Annotated in this window: 18 protein-coding genes and 1 pseudogene; 11 read left to right on the top strand and 8 right to left on the bottom strand. The window is 41.6% G+C overall.

All coding sequences use genetic code 11. The features are described from left to right. Window positions 1-14 precede the first annotated feature (14 nt). From J7E67_RS01640 to J7E67_RS01630, 3 genes are read left to right on the top strand one after another with little or no spacing between them, the layout of a single operon-like run. Window positions 15-968, top strand: coding sequence for a branched-chain amino acid ABC transporter permease (locus tag J7E67_RS01640; protein WP_214716135.1), 954 nt, complete (start codon window positions 15-17; stop codon window positions 966-968). After that, the gene (locus J7E67_RS01635) at window positions 965-1,744 is read left to right on the top strand and encodes an ABC transporter ATP-binding protein (RefSeq protein WP_214716133.1); all 780 of its coding nucleotides are present in this window, start codon (window positions 965-967) and stop codon (window positions 1,742-1,744) included. Before J7E67_RS01640 ends, J7E67_RS01635 begins: the two co-directional genes overlap by 4 nt. Continuing rightward, the gene (locus J7E67_RS01630; protein WP_214716131.1) at window positions 1,744-2,451 is read left to right on the top strand and encodes an ABC transporter ATP-binding protein; all 708 of its coding nucleotides are present in this window, start codon (window positions 1,744-1,746) and stop codon (window positions 2,449-2,451) included. Before J7E67_RS01635 ends, J7E67_RS01630 begins: the two co-directional genes overlap by 1 nt. Window positions 2,452-2,493: 42 nt before the next feature. Here J7E67_RS01630 and J7E67_RS01625 read toward each other — a convergent pair whose 3' ends face one another. After that, window positions 2,494-3,999 carry a B12-binding domain-containing radical SAM protein gene (locus J7E67_RS01625; RefSeq protein ID WP_251026505.1) on the bottom strand — a complete coding sequence of 502 codons (1,506 nt, stop codon included), beginning with the start codon at window positions 3,997-3,999 and terminating at the stop codon, window positions 2,494-2,496. Then, a complete protein-coding gene (locus J7E67_RS30995; RefSeq protein ID WP_251026504.1) occupies window positions 3,984-4,301 on the bottom strand; it encodes a hypothetical protein in 318 nt (105 codons plus the stop codon). Before J7E67_RS30995 ends, J7E67_RS01625 begins: the two co-directional genes overlap by 16 nt. 845 nt (window positions 4,302-5,146) lie before the next feature. On the opposite strand from J7E67_RS30995, the pseudogene J7E67_RS01620 reads away from it, so the two are divergent. The 5 genes and pseudogenes from J7E67_RS01620 to J7E67_RS01600 form a co-directional block, all read left to right on the top strand. Continuing rightward, window positions 5,147-5,284 (top strand): annotated as a pseudogene (locus J7E67_RS01620) (response regulator transcription factor); the annotation flags it as partial. Further along, complete coding sequence (locus J7E67_RS01615) at window positions 5,281-7,740, top strand: S8 family serine peptidase (protein ID WP_214730768.1); 2,460 nt, start codon at window positions 5,281-5,283, stop codon at window positions 7,738-7,740. The pseudogene J7E67_RS01620 and the gene J7E67_RS01615, both read left to right, overlap by 4 nt. A gap of 129 nt (window positions 7,741-7,869) precedes the next feature. Beyond that, window positions 7,870-8,346, top strand: a complete 477-nt coding sequence (gene ybaK, locus J7E67_RS01610; RefSeq protein ID WP_214730766.1) for a Cys-tRNA(Pro) deacylase — start codon at window positions 7,870-7,872, stop codon at window positions 8,344-8,346. A gap of 100 nt (window positions 8,347-8,446) precedes the next feature. After that, complete coding sequence (locus tag J7E67_RS01605; RefSeq protein WP_214730764.1) at window positions 8,447-9,550, top strand: PRK06851 family protein; 1,104 nt, start codon at window positions 8,447-8,449, stop codon at window positions 9,548-9,550. A gap of 99 nt (window positions 9,551-9,649) precedes the next feature. Further along, the gene (locus J7E67_RS01600; protein ID WP_214730762.1) at window positions 9,650-10,216 is read left to right on the top strand and encodes a hypothetical protein; all 567 of its coding nucleotides are present in this window, start codon (window positions 9,650-9,652) and stop codon (window positions 10,214-10,216) included. A 94-nt stretch (window positions 10,217-10,310) separates the two neighbouring features. On the opposite strand, the gene J7E67_RS01595 is transcribed toward J7E67_RS01600, so the two are convergent. After that, window positions 10,311-10,466, bottom strand: coding sequence for a hypothetical protein (locus tag J7E67_RS01595; protein ID WP_214716119.1), 156 nt, complete (start codon window positions 10,464-10,466; stop codon window positions 10,311-10,313). A gap of 138 nt (window positions 10,467-10,604) precedes the next feature. Between J7E67_RS01595 and J7E67_RS01590 the strand changes: the two genes are divergently transcribed. From J7E67_RS01590 to J7E67_RS01580, 3 genes are all read left to right on the top strand, one after another. Beyond that, on the top strand, window positions 10,605-11,273 hold the full coding sequence (locus J7E67_RS01590) for a DNA alkylation repair protein (protein ID WP_214730760.1): 669 nt from the start codon (window positions 10,605-10,607) through the stop codon (window positions 11,271-11,273). 71 nt (window positions 11,274-11,344) lie between these two features. Then, window positions 11,345-12,199, top strand: coding sequence for a Cof-type HAD-IIB family hydrolase (locus tag J7E67_RS01585; RefSeq protein WP_214730758.1), 855 nt, complete (start codon window positions 11,345-11,347; stop codon window positions 12,197-12,199). A 15-nt stretch (window positions 12,200-12,214) separates the two neighbouring features. Continuing rightward, a complete protein-coding gene (locus J7E67_RS01580) occupies window positions 12,215-13,285 on the top strand; it encodes a PQQ-dependent sugar dehydrogenase (protein ID WP_214730756.1) in 1,071 nt (356 codons plus the stop codon). Window positions 13,286-13,346: 61 nt separating this feature from the next. Here J7E67_RS01580 and J7E67_RS01575 read toward each other — a convergent pair whose 3' ends face one another. Genes J7E67_RS01575 through J7E67_RS01555 form a run of 5 tightly spaced genes read right to left on the bottom strand, consistent with a single transcriptional unit; the run spans window position 13,347 to window position 17,591 of the window. Continuing rightward, window positions 13,347-14,249 carry a FixH family protein gene (locus tag J7E67_RS01575; protein ID WP_214716111.1) on the bottom strand — a complete coding sequence of 301 codons (903 nt, stop codon included), beginning with the start codon at window positions 14,247-14,249 and terminating at the stop codon, window positions 13,347-13,349. Further along, window positions 14,246-14,923: an ABC transporter ATP-binding protein gene (locus J7E67_RS01570; RefSeq protein ID WP_214730754.1), complete on the bottom strand. Its 678-nt coding sequence runs from the start codon at window positions 14,921-14,923 to the stop codon at window positions 14,246-14,248. Before J7E67_RS01570 ends, J7E67_RS01575 begins: the two co-directional genes overlap by 4 nt. Next, the gene (locus J7E67_RS01565) at window positions 14,920-15,717 is read right to left on the bottom strand and encodes an ABC transporter permease (RefSeq protein ID WP_214730752.1); all 798 of its coding nucleotides are present in this window, start codon (window positions 15,715-15,717) and stop codon (window positions 14,920-14,922) included. The genes J7E67_RS01570 and J7E67_RS01565 overlap by 4 nt, the downstream gene beginning before the upstream one ends. After that, on the bottom strand, window positions 15,681-17,021 hold the full coding sequence (gene nosD, locus J7E67_RS01560) for a nitrous oxide reductase family maturation protein NosD (RefSeq protein ID WP_214730751.1): 1,341 nt from the start codon (window positions 17,019-17,021) through the stop codon (window positions 15,681-15,683). Before nosD ends, J7E67_RS01565 begins: the two co-directional genes overlap by 37 nt. Further along, entirely contained in the window at window positions 17,022-17,591 is a 570-nt protein-coding gene (locus J7E67_RS01555; protein ID WP_214730750.1) for a hypothetical protein, read from the bottom strand. Window positions 17,592-17,621: the final 30 nt, after the last annotated feature.

Here is a 17,621-nt window from a genome sequence, read left to right as displayed (position 1 = left end):
GGGGTCTTTTAGCGATGGCAATTTTAAAACAAGCGAAGTTTTTCTGGACCTCAATCGTTCTAGCCGTTATATTTTCAATCGTCATGCAATTTTTAATAACTGGCGGGTCATTGAACCAGTTTTATGTAAACACACTATTTTTTATCGGAATTAATATTATCCTTGCCGCAAGTCTCCATTTAATTATTGGGATTACAGGGCAATTTTCAATTGGACATGCTGGTTTCCTAGCCGTTGGAGCTTACGCTTCAGCGATCATGACCATGAAATTGGGCCTGCCCTTTCCAGTGGCCATCCTTGTTGGCGGATTGGCAGCCGCAGTGGCGGGGCTCATTATAGGGATTCCGACACTAAGATTAAAAGGAGATTATCTTGCCATTGCCACGCTTGGCTTTGGAGAGATTGTAAGAATAGTCTTTTTAAATATTGAATATGTCGGTGGGGCAAGCGGGATGACAGTCTCCCACTTAACAACGTGGCCATGGCTGGTTGCTTGTGTATTGCTAACCATCATTGTGATTGTGAACTTTACCAACTCGACACATGGACGAGCTTGTGTTTCAATTAGAGAAAATGAAATAGCTGCAGATGCAATGGGGATCAATACAACCTTTTATAAGGTTACAGCTTTTGCCATCGGTGCCTTTTTTGCCGGAATTGCCGGTGCCTTATATGCGCATAACTTTTATATCATTCAGCCGACTAACTTTGGCTTTTTGAAATCATTTGATATTTTAATTTTTGTTGTATTAGGCGGGCTTGGAAGTATGTCTGGAGCGGTTATTGCAGCGGTCCTATTAACAATTATTTCGACCTACCTTTCCAGTTATCCAGAGGTTCGGATGGTTGTTTACAGTCTTGTCTTAATTGCAATGATGCTTTTCCGACCACAAGGATTGCTAGGAACGAGAGAGATTACCTCATTCTTTAAAGCTGGTAAAGCCGCTAAAGGAGGAGTGCAAAAATGAACGAAAAAACAAAGTTGCTTAAAGTAGAAAATACCGGGATCCGTTTTGGCGGCTTAAAGGCTGTTTCGGATGTAAACCTGGAATTAAATCAGGGTGAACTTGTCGGTTTAATTGGCCCAAATGGTGCCGGGAAAACGACGTTTTTTAACTTGCTTACAGGTGTCTACGTTCCAACCGAGGGAAGCATTTCGCTAGATGGCGAAAAACTAAATGGCTTAGCGCCGTATAAAATTACCAAAAAAGGAATCAGCCGGACATTTCAAAACATTCGTTTGTTTAGTGAACTGTCGGTTCTCGATAATGTAAAGGTAGCCTATCATTCGCTGGCCAAGCATTCGATGCTGAGCTCTATTTTACGCCTCCCTTCCCACTTTTCCGGTGAGAAGGAAATGGAAGAAAAGGCGATTGAATTCTTAAAAATCTTTAAGCTCGAAAATGTGATGCATGAAAAAGCAAAAAACTTACCATATGGTCAGCAGCGTCGCCTTGAAATTGCCCGGGCATTAGCTGCTAATCCTAAATTATTGCTTCTGGATGAACCGGCTGCCGGCATGAATCCACAGGAAACAGAAGAACTGATGAATTTAATCGCGTTAATTCGTGAGAGATTTTCGTTAACGATCCTATTAATTGAACACGACATGCTTCTCGTTATGGGGGTCTGTGAGCGAATTTATGTGCTTGACCATGGTCAATTAATTGCCAATGGTACACCTGAACAAATTAGAAATAATCCAAAAGTCATCGAAGCTTATCTTGGAGAGGAGGTCTCCTAATGCTAAAAGTAAATGATATTAATGTTTATTATGGAAATATCCATGCATTGAAGGGAGTTTCTCTCGAGATCAATCAAGGAGAAATTGTCACACTGATTGGCGCCAATGGTGCTGGGAAAAGTACACTTTTACAAACCATATCAGGTTTACTAAAACCGAAAAATGGTGAAGTATTGTTTGAAGATGAACATGTGGAGGGCAAGGTTCCTCAATTAATTGTTAAACGAGGGATTTCACAAGTACCAGAAGGCCGCCGTGTTTTCTCAAACATGTCGGTTGAGGAAAATCTAGAATTAGGTGCGTATTTACGGAAAGATAAAAAAGGCATTCAAGAAGATTTTGAAAAGATCTATCAGCTATTCCCTCGCTTGCTGGAGCGCCGAAAGCAGTTATCTGGTACCCTTTCAGGGGGAGAGCAGCAAATGCTCGCCATGGGCCGCGCATTAATGGCTAGACCGCGCCTATTACTATTAGATGAGCCTTCCATGGGTCTTGCGCCGATATTAGTAAAAACTATTTTCAAGATTATTGAGGAAATCAATAAAACTGGGACAACCATTTTATTGGTAGAGCAAAATGCTAATATGGCGTTATCGATTGCCGATCGTGCCTATGTCATTGAGACCGGAAAAATTGTTGCTTCAGGTACAGCTGAAGAGCTAAATCAAAGCGATCAAATTAGAAATGCTTATTTAGGCGGTCACTAAGCCTTGGCTATAAAAGAGGAGTTGGGAATCCCCCAACTCCTTTTAATATTTCATTTTTCTCTGTTCGGTATCTAGCTGGAATTGCTGTCGTCTTTTCGGACTTAATAGATGTCTAATTTTGTTCGCATAATCTTCATAAAGCTGTTCGAGTCCGACTAATGTTAGTGAAAAGAAGTTAGCGTAATTCTTTTGAACTTCCCACTTTAACTCGTTCTTTCCACAAATACTATATTTATTTAACTCTTCAATTTCTTCACGAATCTTTGCTAGTTCACCAGGTTGCTGCTCTGCTGGAAGAGAGAGAACATAATCAATTTTTTCAATATAATCCATCGATTTCTCAATTTTCCATTTGATTTCTAGATAATCTCCTTCATCAATCAGGCTGTATTTTAATTTGAAATCATTTAGTAGTTGTGCCGATTCATAGGTTGAATTTACAATGTCATCTCGTGTCATATCCTTTGTTTCATAGCTAAGCATATGTTTCCACGAAGGCTGGGTAATCGCCTTGCGGTGGTCCTCAAGTGTGTGGCAGAACTTTTTATAGCCATGGAGTTCTGGATTTTCAAACGCTGGGCTTGCAGGATCTAGGAACGGTGCAAGTGGTGCGACGAAGTAGAATATCCGTTTGTCTTGATTGCAGGCAAGATGGATTTTTTCACAGAAATCAATGTTTTCTAACACGCTGTCATAGGTCTGTCCTGAAATCCCAACCATGAAGAATAAATCGATTTTTTTACAGCCATGCTTTAAGGCAAAATTAAGCGTATCGATTACTTTAGGGTTCGTACAGTTAAATTTCCCGTTGTAGCGTCTGATTTTTTCATCGTGTGTTTCCAGGGTAATTTCAATACTATATTTCGGAACGCTATCATTCAGCTGTTGAAAGAACTCTTCGTCTGCATACTGGAATAACTCAAAGACGACCTCATTTTTAAGATGAAGTTCCTTCAGCCGGCTAAAAAATTCCTTCACGTATTCACGTCCACCCTGGCGCAGGTCATGAAGGATAAAAATTGGTGCCCGGCTAAAGCGTGAAATGAATTTAATGTCCTCAACTAGTTTTTCGGGCGACCGTAAGGCAAGGGAGCTTCGGTTACAGTTTTGATCATAGGCATCCTTAGAACCGCCGCAGATGAGACAGTTTTGTGAGCAGCCTCTCGCTGTCAGTAAAGCGGTATTTGGATATTGCAGCCAGCCATTGTACGGAAGCGGGTCAAGGAAATTCCGATATTTAAAAACAGAACGGATCGCATAACGATAACCTGGAACGTCAAGGTCATCCAAATCCTTTGGTACATAGGTAAGCGGATTGCAGCCAATGTCGCTCCCTTTTTTCCAGGTTAAATTGGGAATGTCCGCATAGTGGGTATTCCCTTGTTCAATTTTATTCATCAATAACAGCATCAGCTTTTCGGTTGAATCACCGCGCATAACAAAGTCAATGCAAGGATATTCAATTAACTCTTTATGATAATAAGTGGCAGATAGTCCGCCAAAAATTACTGGAATATCGGGATGTAGTTTTTTTACAATTTTCGCCAACTCGATACTGCCGTGTGCATGCGGAAGCCAAGAAGATCGATGCCGAAAGCCTTGGTGTTCATATTCTTTAGCTTTGCTTCCACATCAAACTTATCACTCATCAGCATTCGATTGGCGATATTAATGATCTTGACCCGAAGACCGTACCTTTCAAGGTATTCTGCAATACTCGTTATTCCGATGGGGTACATTTCAAAAACAGGTGAGGATGGCACAACATCACTGATGGGGCCGGCTAGCAGGGAGTTTTTTCGAAAGTCATAAACACTTGGTGCATGCAAAAGCACTAAATCGTGTTTCATTGATTCCACCTCAAGTAGATTAATTTGGATGAGCAACTTCTTTCTCTCTATGTATGATTAAATGTAGCTTATTTCAAAATCATATTTGTGGGGAATTTCACATAAGCAATTTCTGAATAGTAATACTGAAGATATTATCTATTTTGGGAATGTATGTAATTAAATCTTGTTAATTTTAGTGTACTATAATAATTGTTTAATAGAGTGACAAACGGGTGACAGAATTTGGGTGATTTTGTGTAATTGCTTTTAATACAAAGGTAGTAAAGCAGAATAATCCTTTTAGCAAATAGGAAAATTAGGCTGTTTATAAAATAATATTATTACAAACCGAATACGGTTTGCCCCAGAATCGGTCAGTGTAGCTCATTGGACCGGTCTGGGTTTTTAATTTTTGCTGTAGATAAGATTGGGAAAATTTTATAGTTTTACGTTATCAGGAATAACTCTCTCGTTTGTGCAGTTAATTAATATCCATTAAACTAATAATTATTAACAGAAAATTATAATATTGTTATGTTGGGAAGAACCGATGGATATTACTGCTTGTTGCTGCTATTAATCTTTTTAAAAGACGTCCTCTCCGTATTGTATTTTTTAACCCTGCACTGCTAATTGTCAGCTTCTTTATGGCAAATTTAATTAACAAAGCAGTGTTTCCTGTTTTGCCATTATTGAGTTCAATCATTGCAAATCTAAAGAAGGAGAAGTCCAAATTAAAGGCCCTTTTTAGCATATCTTCGGAATTAAATAAAAGAATTGCTTCGCCAGATTGGTTAACCCTTCTTGCTAATAATCTACCAGAATTTATTGATGTCGATGCTTGGATTCTATGGAAAAGGGATAACAAAGAAATTGCTCAAAGCCTGTTTATAAGTGACAAAACAGTAAAAATCCATGTTAGTAATTTATTTAAGAAGCTTGGTGTTAAAAGTCGATCACAAGTAGTTCAAATGCTAATAGAAAAGGGGAATGGAATGTGAAAAGGTGGTTATCAGGCTTTCTTGCACTAGTTTTAATATATTCGCTCGTTATACCAGGTCTATCAAAAGCAAACGCAGAGGTCACATCTGCTGTCCTTGATAGTCAATTGGTCAAAGCACTAGAGAAATCTGTTGAGCCATTACAGATCATCGTAAGCTTTGATGGTCAAGGCGCTCCTACAAAAGACAATTTGAATTTGTTAAAGGGCTTAGGAATTTCCAAAGGAATTACGATGAAAGCATTACCGATTGCAGGCGTTCTCGCAACAAAGGAGCAAATTAATAAGCTTGCCGCCTCTCCCGGAGTCAAATCGATTTATTTAAATCAGAAGCTGGAATATTATAATACGGATGCTACTAATGTAACGGGCGTGGATAAGGCGCGCACCGATGCAGAAATGCAAAAGGCAAATGGCGGCTTGCCGATAACAGGCAAAGGGGTTGGTGTCGTTATTAATGATAGCGGGGTTGACGGAACGCATAAGGACATCCAGTATGGCACCCACCTCGTTCAAAATGTCTCAGCGAGTTTAAATTTAAACGCACTGGAGCCAAGCCTACTGCCGGTTACTTACATGGAAAACGTTCCTAATACCGATTCTAATTCCGGACACGGCACCCATGTCGCCGGTATTGTTGGCGGCACAGGCGCAATGTCAAACGGAAAATATGAAGGAGTTGCTCCTGGTGCTGACCTAATCGGCTACGGTTCCGGTGCGGCCCTGTTTGTTCTCGACGGAATTGGCGGCTTTGATTATGCGATTACCCACCAAGCTCAATATAATATTCGTGTCATTACAAACTCCTGGGGTTCTTCAGGTGATTTTGACCCGAACGATCCTATTAATCTAGCAAGTAAAGCAGCCTATGACCGCGGTATAACGGTTCTATTTGCTGCTGGAAATGAAGGCCCTGGCGAAAACACCCACAATCCATACGCCAAAGCTCCTTGGGTCATCTCAGTCGCTGCCGGTGAAAAGAATGGCTCGCTGGCAGATTTTTCTTCAAGAGGAACAAAAGGGGTCGGCGGCACATTTGAAATAGATGGTACGACGTGGACATGGAAGGATGAACCAAGCGTTACGGCTCCAGGTGTCGATATTATCTCAACACGCGTACTTGCGCCAGTTTCTAGCCTCGGTGCAACTAGTGATGCTGAACTGATTGAACCGGCCTACCTGCCGTTTTATACAACGATGAGCGGTACATCAATGGCAACACCGCATGTTGCCGGGATTGTGGCTCTTCTACTTGAAGCCAAGCCAACGCTAACACCTGATGAAATCAAGAAGGTTTTACAGGATACGGCTACAAATATGCCTGGTTACGAGACATGGGAAGTTGGAACAGGCTATGTTAATGCCTATGATGCATTAGATGCTGTCCTGTTTGGAAACACATACGGAAAGACAGTAAACGCTAATCAAAAATTTAATAGCAATGTCAATTCAACAGTCGAACGTTCCTCCTTTCATGTAGACTATAATCCATTGCTTTCATCTTCAAACAGTTACTCTTTTAAAGTACCAGATGGAGTATCCCAATTGTCAGCGAGAATTAATGCTTATGGCTTACTGAGTCAAACAGGAAATCCATTAAACCTTATATTAGTTGCTCCAGACGGCACGGAATACAGTTCAGGGATTAGTTTATTGTTCACACTTTACCCTGATCGAACTGCAACCGTCAATTCACCTAAGGCTGGGACATGGCAGGTTAAAATCGATGGCCTTCACTATAATAAAGCAAATCCAGTCGGTATTGGATTACCTGAAACGATTGATGGGACTCTCTCCTTTTCAAAGGTTAGCGGTTTTTCAGGCCTAAATGATATTGCAGGAAATCCAGCAGCATCAGCTATTCAAATGGCTGTAGGTGAAAAGCTTGTTGACGGCTATTCTGATGGTAATTTTAAGCCTAATCAATATTTATTACGTAAAGAATTAGCCCACTATTTAGTCATGGGGGCAGGAATTCGCCAAAGTCAGGCCCCTACGGTGAAGGATGTTCAGGCAGTAGACCTGCCATTTGCCAAAGCAGTGTTATCAAAAGGTGCTGCTATCCGCGATGGGTTCCAGACTTACAGCGGCGTTATGCAGCTCAATTCCTTCGGTAATTTTAATCCAAACGGTGAGGTGAGCCGCGCGGAGCTAGCCTACTCGCTAATTCAAGCGCTTGGTCTAGAGAAGCAGGTACAGGAGATTACTGAAGATGTAACCGTTCAGTATAAAGATGAGCGGATTTCAGTTAAGGATAGTGGCTCTATTCCGGCTTCGCTTAAAGGATATGTCCAATTAGCACTTGACCTCAATATTCTTAATGCTAATTTTGCAGTAAAACAAGGACCATATGATCTAGTACCAACTGTTGAAGCTAGTTTTGAGCCAAATAAGAAAGTAACTAGAGGTGATTATGCTGTTGCGACCACCCGATACTACCAGGCATGGTTTCAGTAATTTTTTATTAGTAGGGAGAGCCTTTTAACAGGCTCTCCTTCTTACTTTTGCTAGTTTATTTGCTAATCCGTTTAGACCTAGTTTTTTGATATAATGCCTTTATAAAAATTGTTTTAAAGGATGGTTATAATGGCACAAGTAAAAACCAATGCAATGCGCATTCTTGATGCAAAAAAAGTTCGCTTTGAAATGCATACATACGATAATAAAGACGGGAAAATCGATGGTGTGTCTGTTGCTGAGAAAATAGGCAAGGACCCAAAGGAAGTCTATAAGACGCTGGTTTCACAGGGCGCGAGTAAGAACGTATATGTTTTCGTCATTCCCGTGGCTGAGGAATTGGATTTAAAAAAGGCTGCCAAAGCCGCTGGTGAAAAGAATATTGAAATGCTTCCGGTAAAGGATATTCAGAAATGGACTGGTTATATCCGCGGCGGCTGCTCACCGATTGGCATGAAAAAAGAATATAAGACCTTTATGGATGAAAGCTGTAGGTCGATCGATTCAATCATTGTAAGTGGCGGGAAAATTGGGGTTCAAATCGTATTAGACCCTGTTCTATTGCAAGAGGTCACAAAAGCTGACATTGTCCCCATCATTAAGTAAGATTTTTTCCCTAGGCACTCACCTATAAAAGACAATCGCATAAGATAGGGTGAAATTGAATTTATCTTACGATTGTCACTATAAAAGGGAGTGTTGATGAGTGGCAGGGAAAATCAAAAATTACTTTGCAGGCGGGAATACAGCGAGAGGCTTTCATAATTTATATGACTCCAATCTTCAAGGTCTCGACCGGTTATTTATTTTAAAAGGCGGTCCTGGAACAGGTAAATCCTCATTAATGAAAAAAATCGGTAATGAGTGGCTTGAAAAGGGCTATGATATTGAATTTTTACATTGTTCTTCTGATAACAATTCCATTGATGGAGTGTTGATCCCAGAGTTAAAGGTGGGAATTGTCGATGGTACCGCTCCGCATGTGATTGAACCGAAAGCACCTGGAGCGGTTGACGAATACATTAACCTTGGTGAAGCCTGGGATGCCCGTGCGCTGGCCATCCATAAAAATACGATCCTGAAGTTAACCAATCAGATTAGTCAATCCTTTCATAAGGCGTATGATACCTATAAAGAAGCGCTGGATATCCACGATGATTGGGAAAATATTTATATCAACAGCATGGACTTTAAGAAAGCCGATCAATTAACCAATAAATTAATTGACACCTTTTTTGGAAAAATGAAGCTCAGTAAAAAATCTGATATCCGCCACCGCTTTTTAGGTGCTGCTACGCCAAAAGGGCCGGTAGACTATGTCCCGAATCTAACCGAAGAAATTCCAAAACGTTATTTCATTAAAGGGCGTCCGGGTTCTGGGAAATCAACGATGCTGAAGAAGCTTGCCGCAGCGGCCGAAGTAAGAGGGGTCGATGTAGAAGTCTATCATTGCGGATTTGACCCGCACAGCCTTGATATGGTGATTTTCAGGGAACTGGGCATTGCTATCTTTGATAGTACCGCACCACATGAATATTTCCCAAGCAGAGATGGGGATGAAATCATTGATATGTATGAATTACTGATTGCATCCGGGACTGATGAAATTTTTGCAGATATCATCACTAAAATCTCGACCAATTACAAAAATAAAATGCTTGAGGCTACTTCTTATTTGGCCAAGGCAAAGGAACTTCATGATGAGTTAGAGGAAATTTATATTGCCGCCATGGATTTTTCAGTCGTCGAACGGATCCAGGGTAAAATTGCGGAGGAAATCAGGGAGTTAGCAGCGAGCAAGGTAGAATAACCAAACGTTCGAATATCACTAATATATATTAATAGCTTTTCACCAAATTAGGCGGGGCGCATACATTAGAGGGAATATAAATAGAAGGGGACTAAAGCCTTGGATCACTTCAATTACCCTCAGGGTCACGGTATTATGCCTAATTTTTCTTATGAAAACAACCTGCGGCAATCACCGCCGCATGGTGGAGGACATCAACCGCCGTCGCATGGTGGAGGGCATCAACCACCGCCGCACGGTGGAGGGCATCAACCACCGCCGTATGGAGGAGGACATCATCCACCGTCGCACGGTGGAGGGCATCAACCACCGCCGCATGGAGGAGGACATCATCCACCGCCGCACGGTGGAGGGCACCACCCGCCGCCGCACGGGGGAGGACATCATCCACCATTTGGAGGTGGCCCGCATTATGGAGGTGCCCCGACTGCACCGCCGCCAACCTACATCCCTCATGAAACAGCTGGATTATATGCGGTTGACCCAGGTGGAATTAGGCACTGTCTGTACCGTTATACCTATGTTTGGTTGAATAATGGAAGAAGCTTCTGGTATTATCCAACCTATGTAGGCAGAACCTCGATCGCCGGGTATCGCTGGCGCGGATACCACTGGGAATATTACGGAATGGATTTAAACAGAATCCGTTCATTTAGTTGTCACTAAGTAAGAAAGAACTGTCCTGAAATGGGGCAGTTCTTTCTTTTGGTGCCATTCAAATGAACGGTCTTCTGAAGATGTTTCGGGTGCATTTATTTTTTTATGGGTTTGGATTCGTTTTGCTTTTTTGCCCCTTGTTACGTTTATTGCCCTTACTGTTATCACCGCTCACAAACTCGCTGGCAAATTCAGCCTCCGCATTCCCTGCTTGCGGGGAGTTTTGATTGTTGCTGCCCTTGTTGTATTTCTTGGTCATGGTAATATCCCTCCTTTTCTACTATGGTTTAGTTTGGTTTCAGGAAAGTGGTTTATTCGAAAAAAATAAAGGAAATATTGGGAGGTAAGAGAATTACTATTGATTTAATGGGTATTTTTTTTGAAAGGGTGGAATTGGATGTCGCCAAATATTGCGCTGTTAACACAACTATTTGAAGAAAATCGCAATGAAGCAAATGCCGAACCGATGAAGAAATATATGAAAGATCATTTCCCCTTCTTGGGCATCAAGAAACCACAGCGCAGTGTGCAGGAAAAGCAATTTTTTCAAGAGACAGGGATCTTAAAAGAGCCGTTTAACCAAGATTTGATTCGAGAACTTTGGGAGAAGGAAGAACGAGAATACCAATATACAGCATTGGTTTATATGGAAAAGTCGTTGAATAAGCTCGAGAAAACGGATTTGCCATTTATGGAGGAACTGATTACAACCAAGTCTTGGTGGGATACGGTTGATGCGATTGCTCCCAAGCCGGTTGGAAAAATTGCCGAGAAATTCCCTGAAGTGGTGGCTGAAACAATTAATGGCTGGGCCATTGATGATAATCTATGGCTGCGAAGAGCGGCACTGCTTTTTCAATTAAAATATAAGGGAAAAACGAATGAAGAATTGCTTTATCAATACATACAGCAAAATGCGGACAGTAAGGAATTTTTTATCCAAAAGGCAATTGGCTGGGTGTTACGGGAATATTCGAAGACAAATCCCGCCTCTGTAAAGGGATTTATTGAAGGAACAAAGTTAGCACCGTTAAGTGTTCGCGAAGGAAGTAAGTATTTAGCATGAGCATAAGGGAGATAATGTTTTGGTAATCATGTTAAAATGGCAATAATGAAAATGGATAGAGGGTGGACAACATGATTAAATGTATTGCATCAGACATGGATGGAACATTATTGAATTCGAGTCAATTAATCAGCGAGGAAAATAAGAAAGCGATCGTAAAAGCACAAGCGCAAGGAATTGAATTTGTGGTCGCAACGGGAAGATCGTATCAAGAAGCAACTTACGTCCTAGCTCAAGCTGGCATAACTTGCCCGGTTATATGTGCGAATGGAGCAGAGGTACGCTCCAAGGAAGGAGTCGTTCTTTCAGCAACACCAATTAGCAAACAAATGGCAAGAGAGGTAGCGGCAAGGCTAAGGGAAAAGGATGTTTATTTCGAAGTATACACAAACAAAGGTGCCTTCACGATGGATGCCGACAAGGCGATATCCATTCTCGTTGACATCATTATGAGTGCCAATCCCGAAGTAAATCGAGAAGAGATTACAGAGGCTGCTGGGGCTAGATTGCGTGATGGCCTAATACATAAGATCGAAGATTATGAACTTTTATTTGCCGATGAAAACTACCAAATCTATAAATTACTTGCCTTCTCCTTTGATGCAGACCGACTGGAGTCAGCAAACGAGTCCATTTCAGAGCTAGAAGGAATCGTCGTTTCAACGTCTGGCCATGATAATTTAGAAATTACCAATACACAGGCTCAAAAGGGGATTGCCCTGGAGTCGTTTGTGAAATTAAAAGGGATTGATTTAGCGGAAACCATGGCGATTGGCGATAATTATAATGATGTTTCCATGCTTGAAAAAGCAGGAAGATCGGTCGCAATGGGGAATGCCGATTATTACATAAAGTCTCTTTGTGATGTGATTACGGTTACGAATGAAGAAAGTGGCGTAGGGAAGGCAATTCTTGAGGTAATTTAAGAAAGGTAGGAGTAAATGAATAAAGCGTGTTCTATTTTACTAATGATGGTTGTCATGTTTTCGGGCTGTTCTCTTTTTGAAAAAAAGGACGACAGGATCCAAGAGGAAGAGGTCGTTGTGAATCAGCCAAATATAGAAGTTTTGGCTGAAAAATTGCAAGTGCCTTGGTCAATTGATCGGGTGAATCAATCTTTCTACATCAGTGAACGAACCGGAAATATCGTTAAGATTGAAAATGGTAAAATAGAACGCCAGCCAGTTCGTTTAGAAAAGCCGCTTGCCAAGGCGGCTGAAGCGGGGCTGCTAGGCTTTGTTCTTGATCCTCAGTTTCTAGATAATCACAAGGCTTACGCCTATTATACCTATAGTGATGATGGCAAGGGGCAATTTAACCGGATGATTGTCCTAAGGACGAACGGTTCTGTGTGGTCCGAGGAGAAAATCCTGCTTGATCGGATTCCGAGTGCTGCCTATCATCACGGCGGCAGGCTGAAAATCGGTCCGGATGGGATGCTGTACATCACCACAGGTGATGCGACCACTCCGGAAACGGCTCAGAATTTGAAAACGTTAAATGGGAAAATTTTACGAATGAAGTTAGATGGAACGATTCCTGCGGACAATCCTTTTCCAAACTCATATGTCTACAGTTATGGCCATCGCAATCCGCAGGGATTAGTGTGGGTTGGCGGGAATTTATATGCTAGTGAGCATGGGCCATCGGCTCATGATGAAATCAATCGGATTACCCCAGGGGAGAATTATGGCTGGCCGGTAATTCAAGGCGCGGAACAGCAAGCGGGGATGGTAACCCCATTGTATCAGTCCGGTGATGAAACGTGGGCACCGTCCGGGCTGGCTGCGGCGAATGGGAAGCTTTTTGCAGCAACATTAAGAGGCAATGCCGTCCGCGAATTTGGATTGCGTCAGAAGATTACCAAACCCGTCATTACAAGTCTGGGGCGAATTCGTGACCTGTATGTCGACGGCGACTACCTATACTTTGTCAGCAACAACACCGACGGCAGAGGAAATCCGGACGAAAAAGACGATAAACTATATCGTGTGCTATTACGAGATTTATAAACCGAAAAGGGTGTCAGGCACCATGTGAATTTTTCACATGGTGCCTGACACCCTTCTTTTTCTAGAGGATCTCAATCTTTAGTGAATTCACCTGAGAAACGAGGAGTTCTTCGTATTCTTTTTGGGCTTGGTAGTAGATTTCTTGTTCGCCGGCTTTTGGGTTTTCTTTTTTGACTTTATCAATTAAGTCCTTTTGTACCTTCTGCGACATGACAATCATTCGATATTGCTGTTTTTCCGTCGCCCAAAATTTATCTGCGCCGTACTCATTGATTAGCTTTTCAGCGGATTCGAACTGATTATATTGTTCGCGCGCTTTGAGGAGGGCTGCATCCACTTCCGTCTCAGCTGCTTTATGGCCCTTTTCATCCGCCAGTAAGGCCATCGCACGGAGGCGAATAATTTGCGTTAATAATTGATTTTGATCCTCAAGTGTTTTTTCCTGAGTATCTAAATAAGCCAATTCTTCCTCTAACTGTTTACCCGTGTATTCTTTCTGCGCGCTCTCACGGTTGATTTCCAGCTGTAACTGGTTAATCAACTTATAGAAGCTGACATCTTCATTGGTAATCCATTCGCCGTTGATGATGGCGACACCTTTTGGCTTGGTCACATGTAGATCGATGACTTTCTCTGCCTTTTTGCCGTCTTTTTCTAATGTAAACGCGGCCTCATATTTACCGCCCATCGGCAGATTCACTTTGCCGGAGTAGGTCCCACTTTTGCCTTCCACAAGCTTAACATCATAGCTGCCATGGTCCATATTGGTCATCGATAATTGTGCGGCGACCTCCAGCCCTTTCACGGCCTTGTTGTTTTCGGTTACTTTTATTTCAAATGGCATCGCTGTGTCCTTGACGAAATAAAGGTCCTTCGTGACAGTTACCTTATAGTCAGGGGCGGAACTGCATCCCGTGATTAAGGCAATCAGCAGAAGGAAGCCAAAGATGATCCGTGTCTTCATGAACTGATTCCTCCTAAATTATGAGTTTGTAAAAATTCATCTACTGTAAACTTTTCCATATTTCCATTGTCCAAATAGGCGACAGAGGTGCAAATCTGCTTGATTTCATCGAGATGGTGGGAGGACAGCAGAATCGTTTTATCATGAAGGGAACCAAGGACCTCCAAAATTTCTTTTCTTCCGAGCGGGTCGATGCCGCTCGTCGGTTCATCCAGAATGAGCAGGCTTGAATCCTGATAAAGGGTGATTGCTAAACCAAGGCGCTGCAGCATCCCTTTGGAATATTTCTTCACTTGAACATCATGGTCATCCCACAAGCTGACCGAGCGAAGCACCTGCTCGATCCGTTCCTGGTTGGCCGTCTTTGTCACAGCTTCTGCAAAGAAGGTGATATTTTCAAGACCGGTCAGCATCGGATATAGCATGAATTTTTCCGGCAAATAAGCAATCGTCTTTTTCCATTCATCATTTTTCTTGTTAACAGCAGTCCCGTTAATCAAAATTTCCCCTTGCTTCACTGGCAGTAACCCAAGCAGACTATTGATGAACGTTGATTTTCCGGCCCCATTTCGGCCAACAAGGGCACATATTTCGTTTGGGTTAATGTCTAGATTGATGGAATCTAAGACATTTTTTTTTCCAAACGATTGGTTTAAATTCGTTACTTTGATCATTCGTACCCCTCCTTACGGTTGAAAACAATCGCTGTTAAAAACGAAGTGATAAGCCAGAACAACAGATTTCCGAGCAGGAAGAATGCAGGTTTTGTCCACATAAATGCTTGTAAGAGCCTTGACATATGGCCAAAGGAATATACCCCCGTGCCTGTTTCTAGAAACATTCGAATCGCTTGAAGCGGATTTAAAAAGTAGACGGAAGAAAATAGTTTCACATTTTCATGGGTGACATCAGGTAAGAACGACAGCAAAATAAAATCATGTAAGAAGAAAAAGTAAAACCAGACGAAGATCGTAAACCCTAAAATCTGCATCCGCGAGCGGCTAAAACTACCGATGGCCGCACCTATTTGCAGGAAGACGAGACTCATACAAACGATTGCTGCCACAAAGATAAAATAGCCCTTTATATCGAGTTGGAAATTAAATTTTAATAGGAACAAATAGATGAAAAACCACGTAATCAGCGGGACAAGGACGACTGCATAAAGCCCAAGGCTTTTTTTAATTAGGAAGCTTCCGAAAGAGTCTGTCTTTGTCAGCAGCATGATCAATGTTTTTTGTTCCTTTTCTTGAAAAATCGAGAAGGCCCCGATAAATAGGCATAGAATCGGAATAAAATAGATAATCGTATCAAACAAGTTGATTAAGAGCACATAAAAGCCTTTATCAAATGAAAGGGCTGAGGAACGAAATAAAATCGCAATTGAAATGAGAACAATAATGCTTAGACTTAGCCAAAGTCCTTTTCCTCTTATATTTTCCTTCCATTCCTTCCAAATGTAATGCATAGTAGGTGTCTCCCCTTTATTAAAATCCCCACAATTAGTAAGCCGACAATAAGGAAAATAACTTTCGTATGTGTTCCATTTGACGCTGTTAATGGGTGTGGGTCATTAAACATAATGGCTTCGTTTGTAAGTGCGGCATTCATTTTTTCATATATCTTCAGGGCCGGACTTTTTAAAAATAAATAGGATAATTCTTGGTCCTCCATTAATTGATATAAAGAGGAACGATAGGTTATTGGAAAATCCCCAATGCGGTCTTGGTTTAAATCAGTGATCGGGAACGCGCTGCCCCAGTCATTCCCTTTGCCATCCTTGCTCCAGGAATTATTCTCACTATTGCCGCCAAGAGTTACCGCAGGAATCGTATTTTCGGAAATTTGGTTTAATGTAAATACTTGATCATTTGAACTCGCCCATAGTTCAATCCCGATTTGGTTTTGAACAATTTTATTGTGACGAAATTCGTTTCTTGTCGCTTGATCGATATACAAACCACGCTGGTTCATGTAAAAGGTATTATTGGCGATAAAATTATCATTGGCTTGGAGGAGTAATAGGCCAAATGATTGGTTGCCGTAGTTAACGATAAATTGATTATCCTCGAGCTTCAAATGATTGGAGTTCATAATGGCTGCGCCGCCGGTATTCATCGTGAAGGTATTTTTCTTAAAAATGTTTTCGTCGGAATACATGTAATGCAGTCCATATCTTGTGTGGCTAATATTATTTTCATAGCTGTGATTGTTGTTGGCATATTCAAAGAACATCCCGTCCCGGGTGCCTTCAATCGTATTCTTTTCAAGCAGATTATTATTTGCATAATAAACGTGAATTCCATTTCCCTGCTCGGCGACTTTGCCCTTGCCCATTCCCTTAATATGGTTTGCACGAATCGTATTATCGTGAGCCTGGCTTAAATATATGCCGTGAAAGGAGTCGCGGATGTTGATATGTTCGACAACGTTGCTGTTTGTATAAATCTTGATGGCGGCGTATTCTTCAGCAGAGTTCCGGTTCATACTTCCGTGCATTACTGTTAGATGGCTCAGCTTCACATGGGGAGCTTTAATAGAAATGACATTTCCCGTTCCGTCGCCCTTAATGACGGTTTTAGGTGAGCCAATAATCGTCATTGCTTTGTTGATGACAATATTGCCCTGATATGTTTTGTTTTCAAGCTGTAATACCGCCCCATCTTTCAGGCTGTCGATGGTTGCTTGTAAATTTTCGGCGGCCAGCTTTTTCTCAGGGCTCATCAGTAGAAATAGAGAAAAAATGAAAGATAAGAGCGCAAGTTTTTTCATTTACCTTCGTTCCTTCCATAACGGAATTAATAATAGGATAAACGCTGCTATCACCAAATATGTTCCAAGGCCAAGCAGGCTGTTGGTTTGAAAATTCGCCACTGTATTATGCCCTAATATAGGCGGTACAAATGGATCCATTTTTATTGGTGCATCAGGACTTAAATTGGTGCCAAACTTTTTCAGCGCATGTTGAAGGTCATAGACTCCTAACCCGCCGCCAATCACAAATAGGCTGATTAAGCCATATAGAACAGATTTTTTTCGTAGAAGGGCTGTTATTAGTGTTAGTGCAGCCAATCCTCCTACCAAATAGGGTAAATACGATAATTCAGGGAAGTTTTTTTCGCTGAAGTTCGCCATACCGATATAGTGGTTAAGACCATTGACAATATCGATTTCGCCCTCAAGCTTATTTGGGTAAACAATGATATTCAACCCTTCGGGATATTGCGGTGCAACAAAGACCATTTTCCACCATGGGAAAAACAAAGAGAGGATAATTAAAATAGTTGAAGCAGTTATTAATAATGAAGAAACTACTGATAATTTCTTAGTTTTACCCTTCATGTTAACATCGCCTTTATTATGAAATCATCG

The sequence above is a fragment of the Bacillus sp. ISL-46 genome (genome assembly GCF_018613205.1).
The sequence above is the reverse complement of the archived record's forward strand: the minus strand, read 5'-3'. Positions and strand labels throughout refer to the sequence as shown.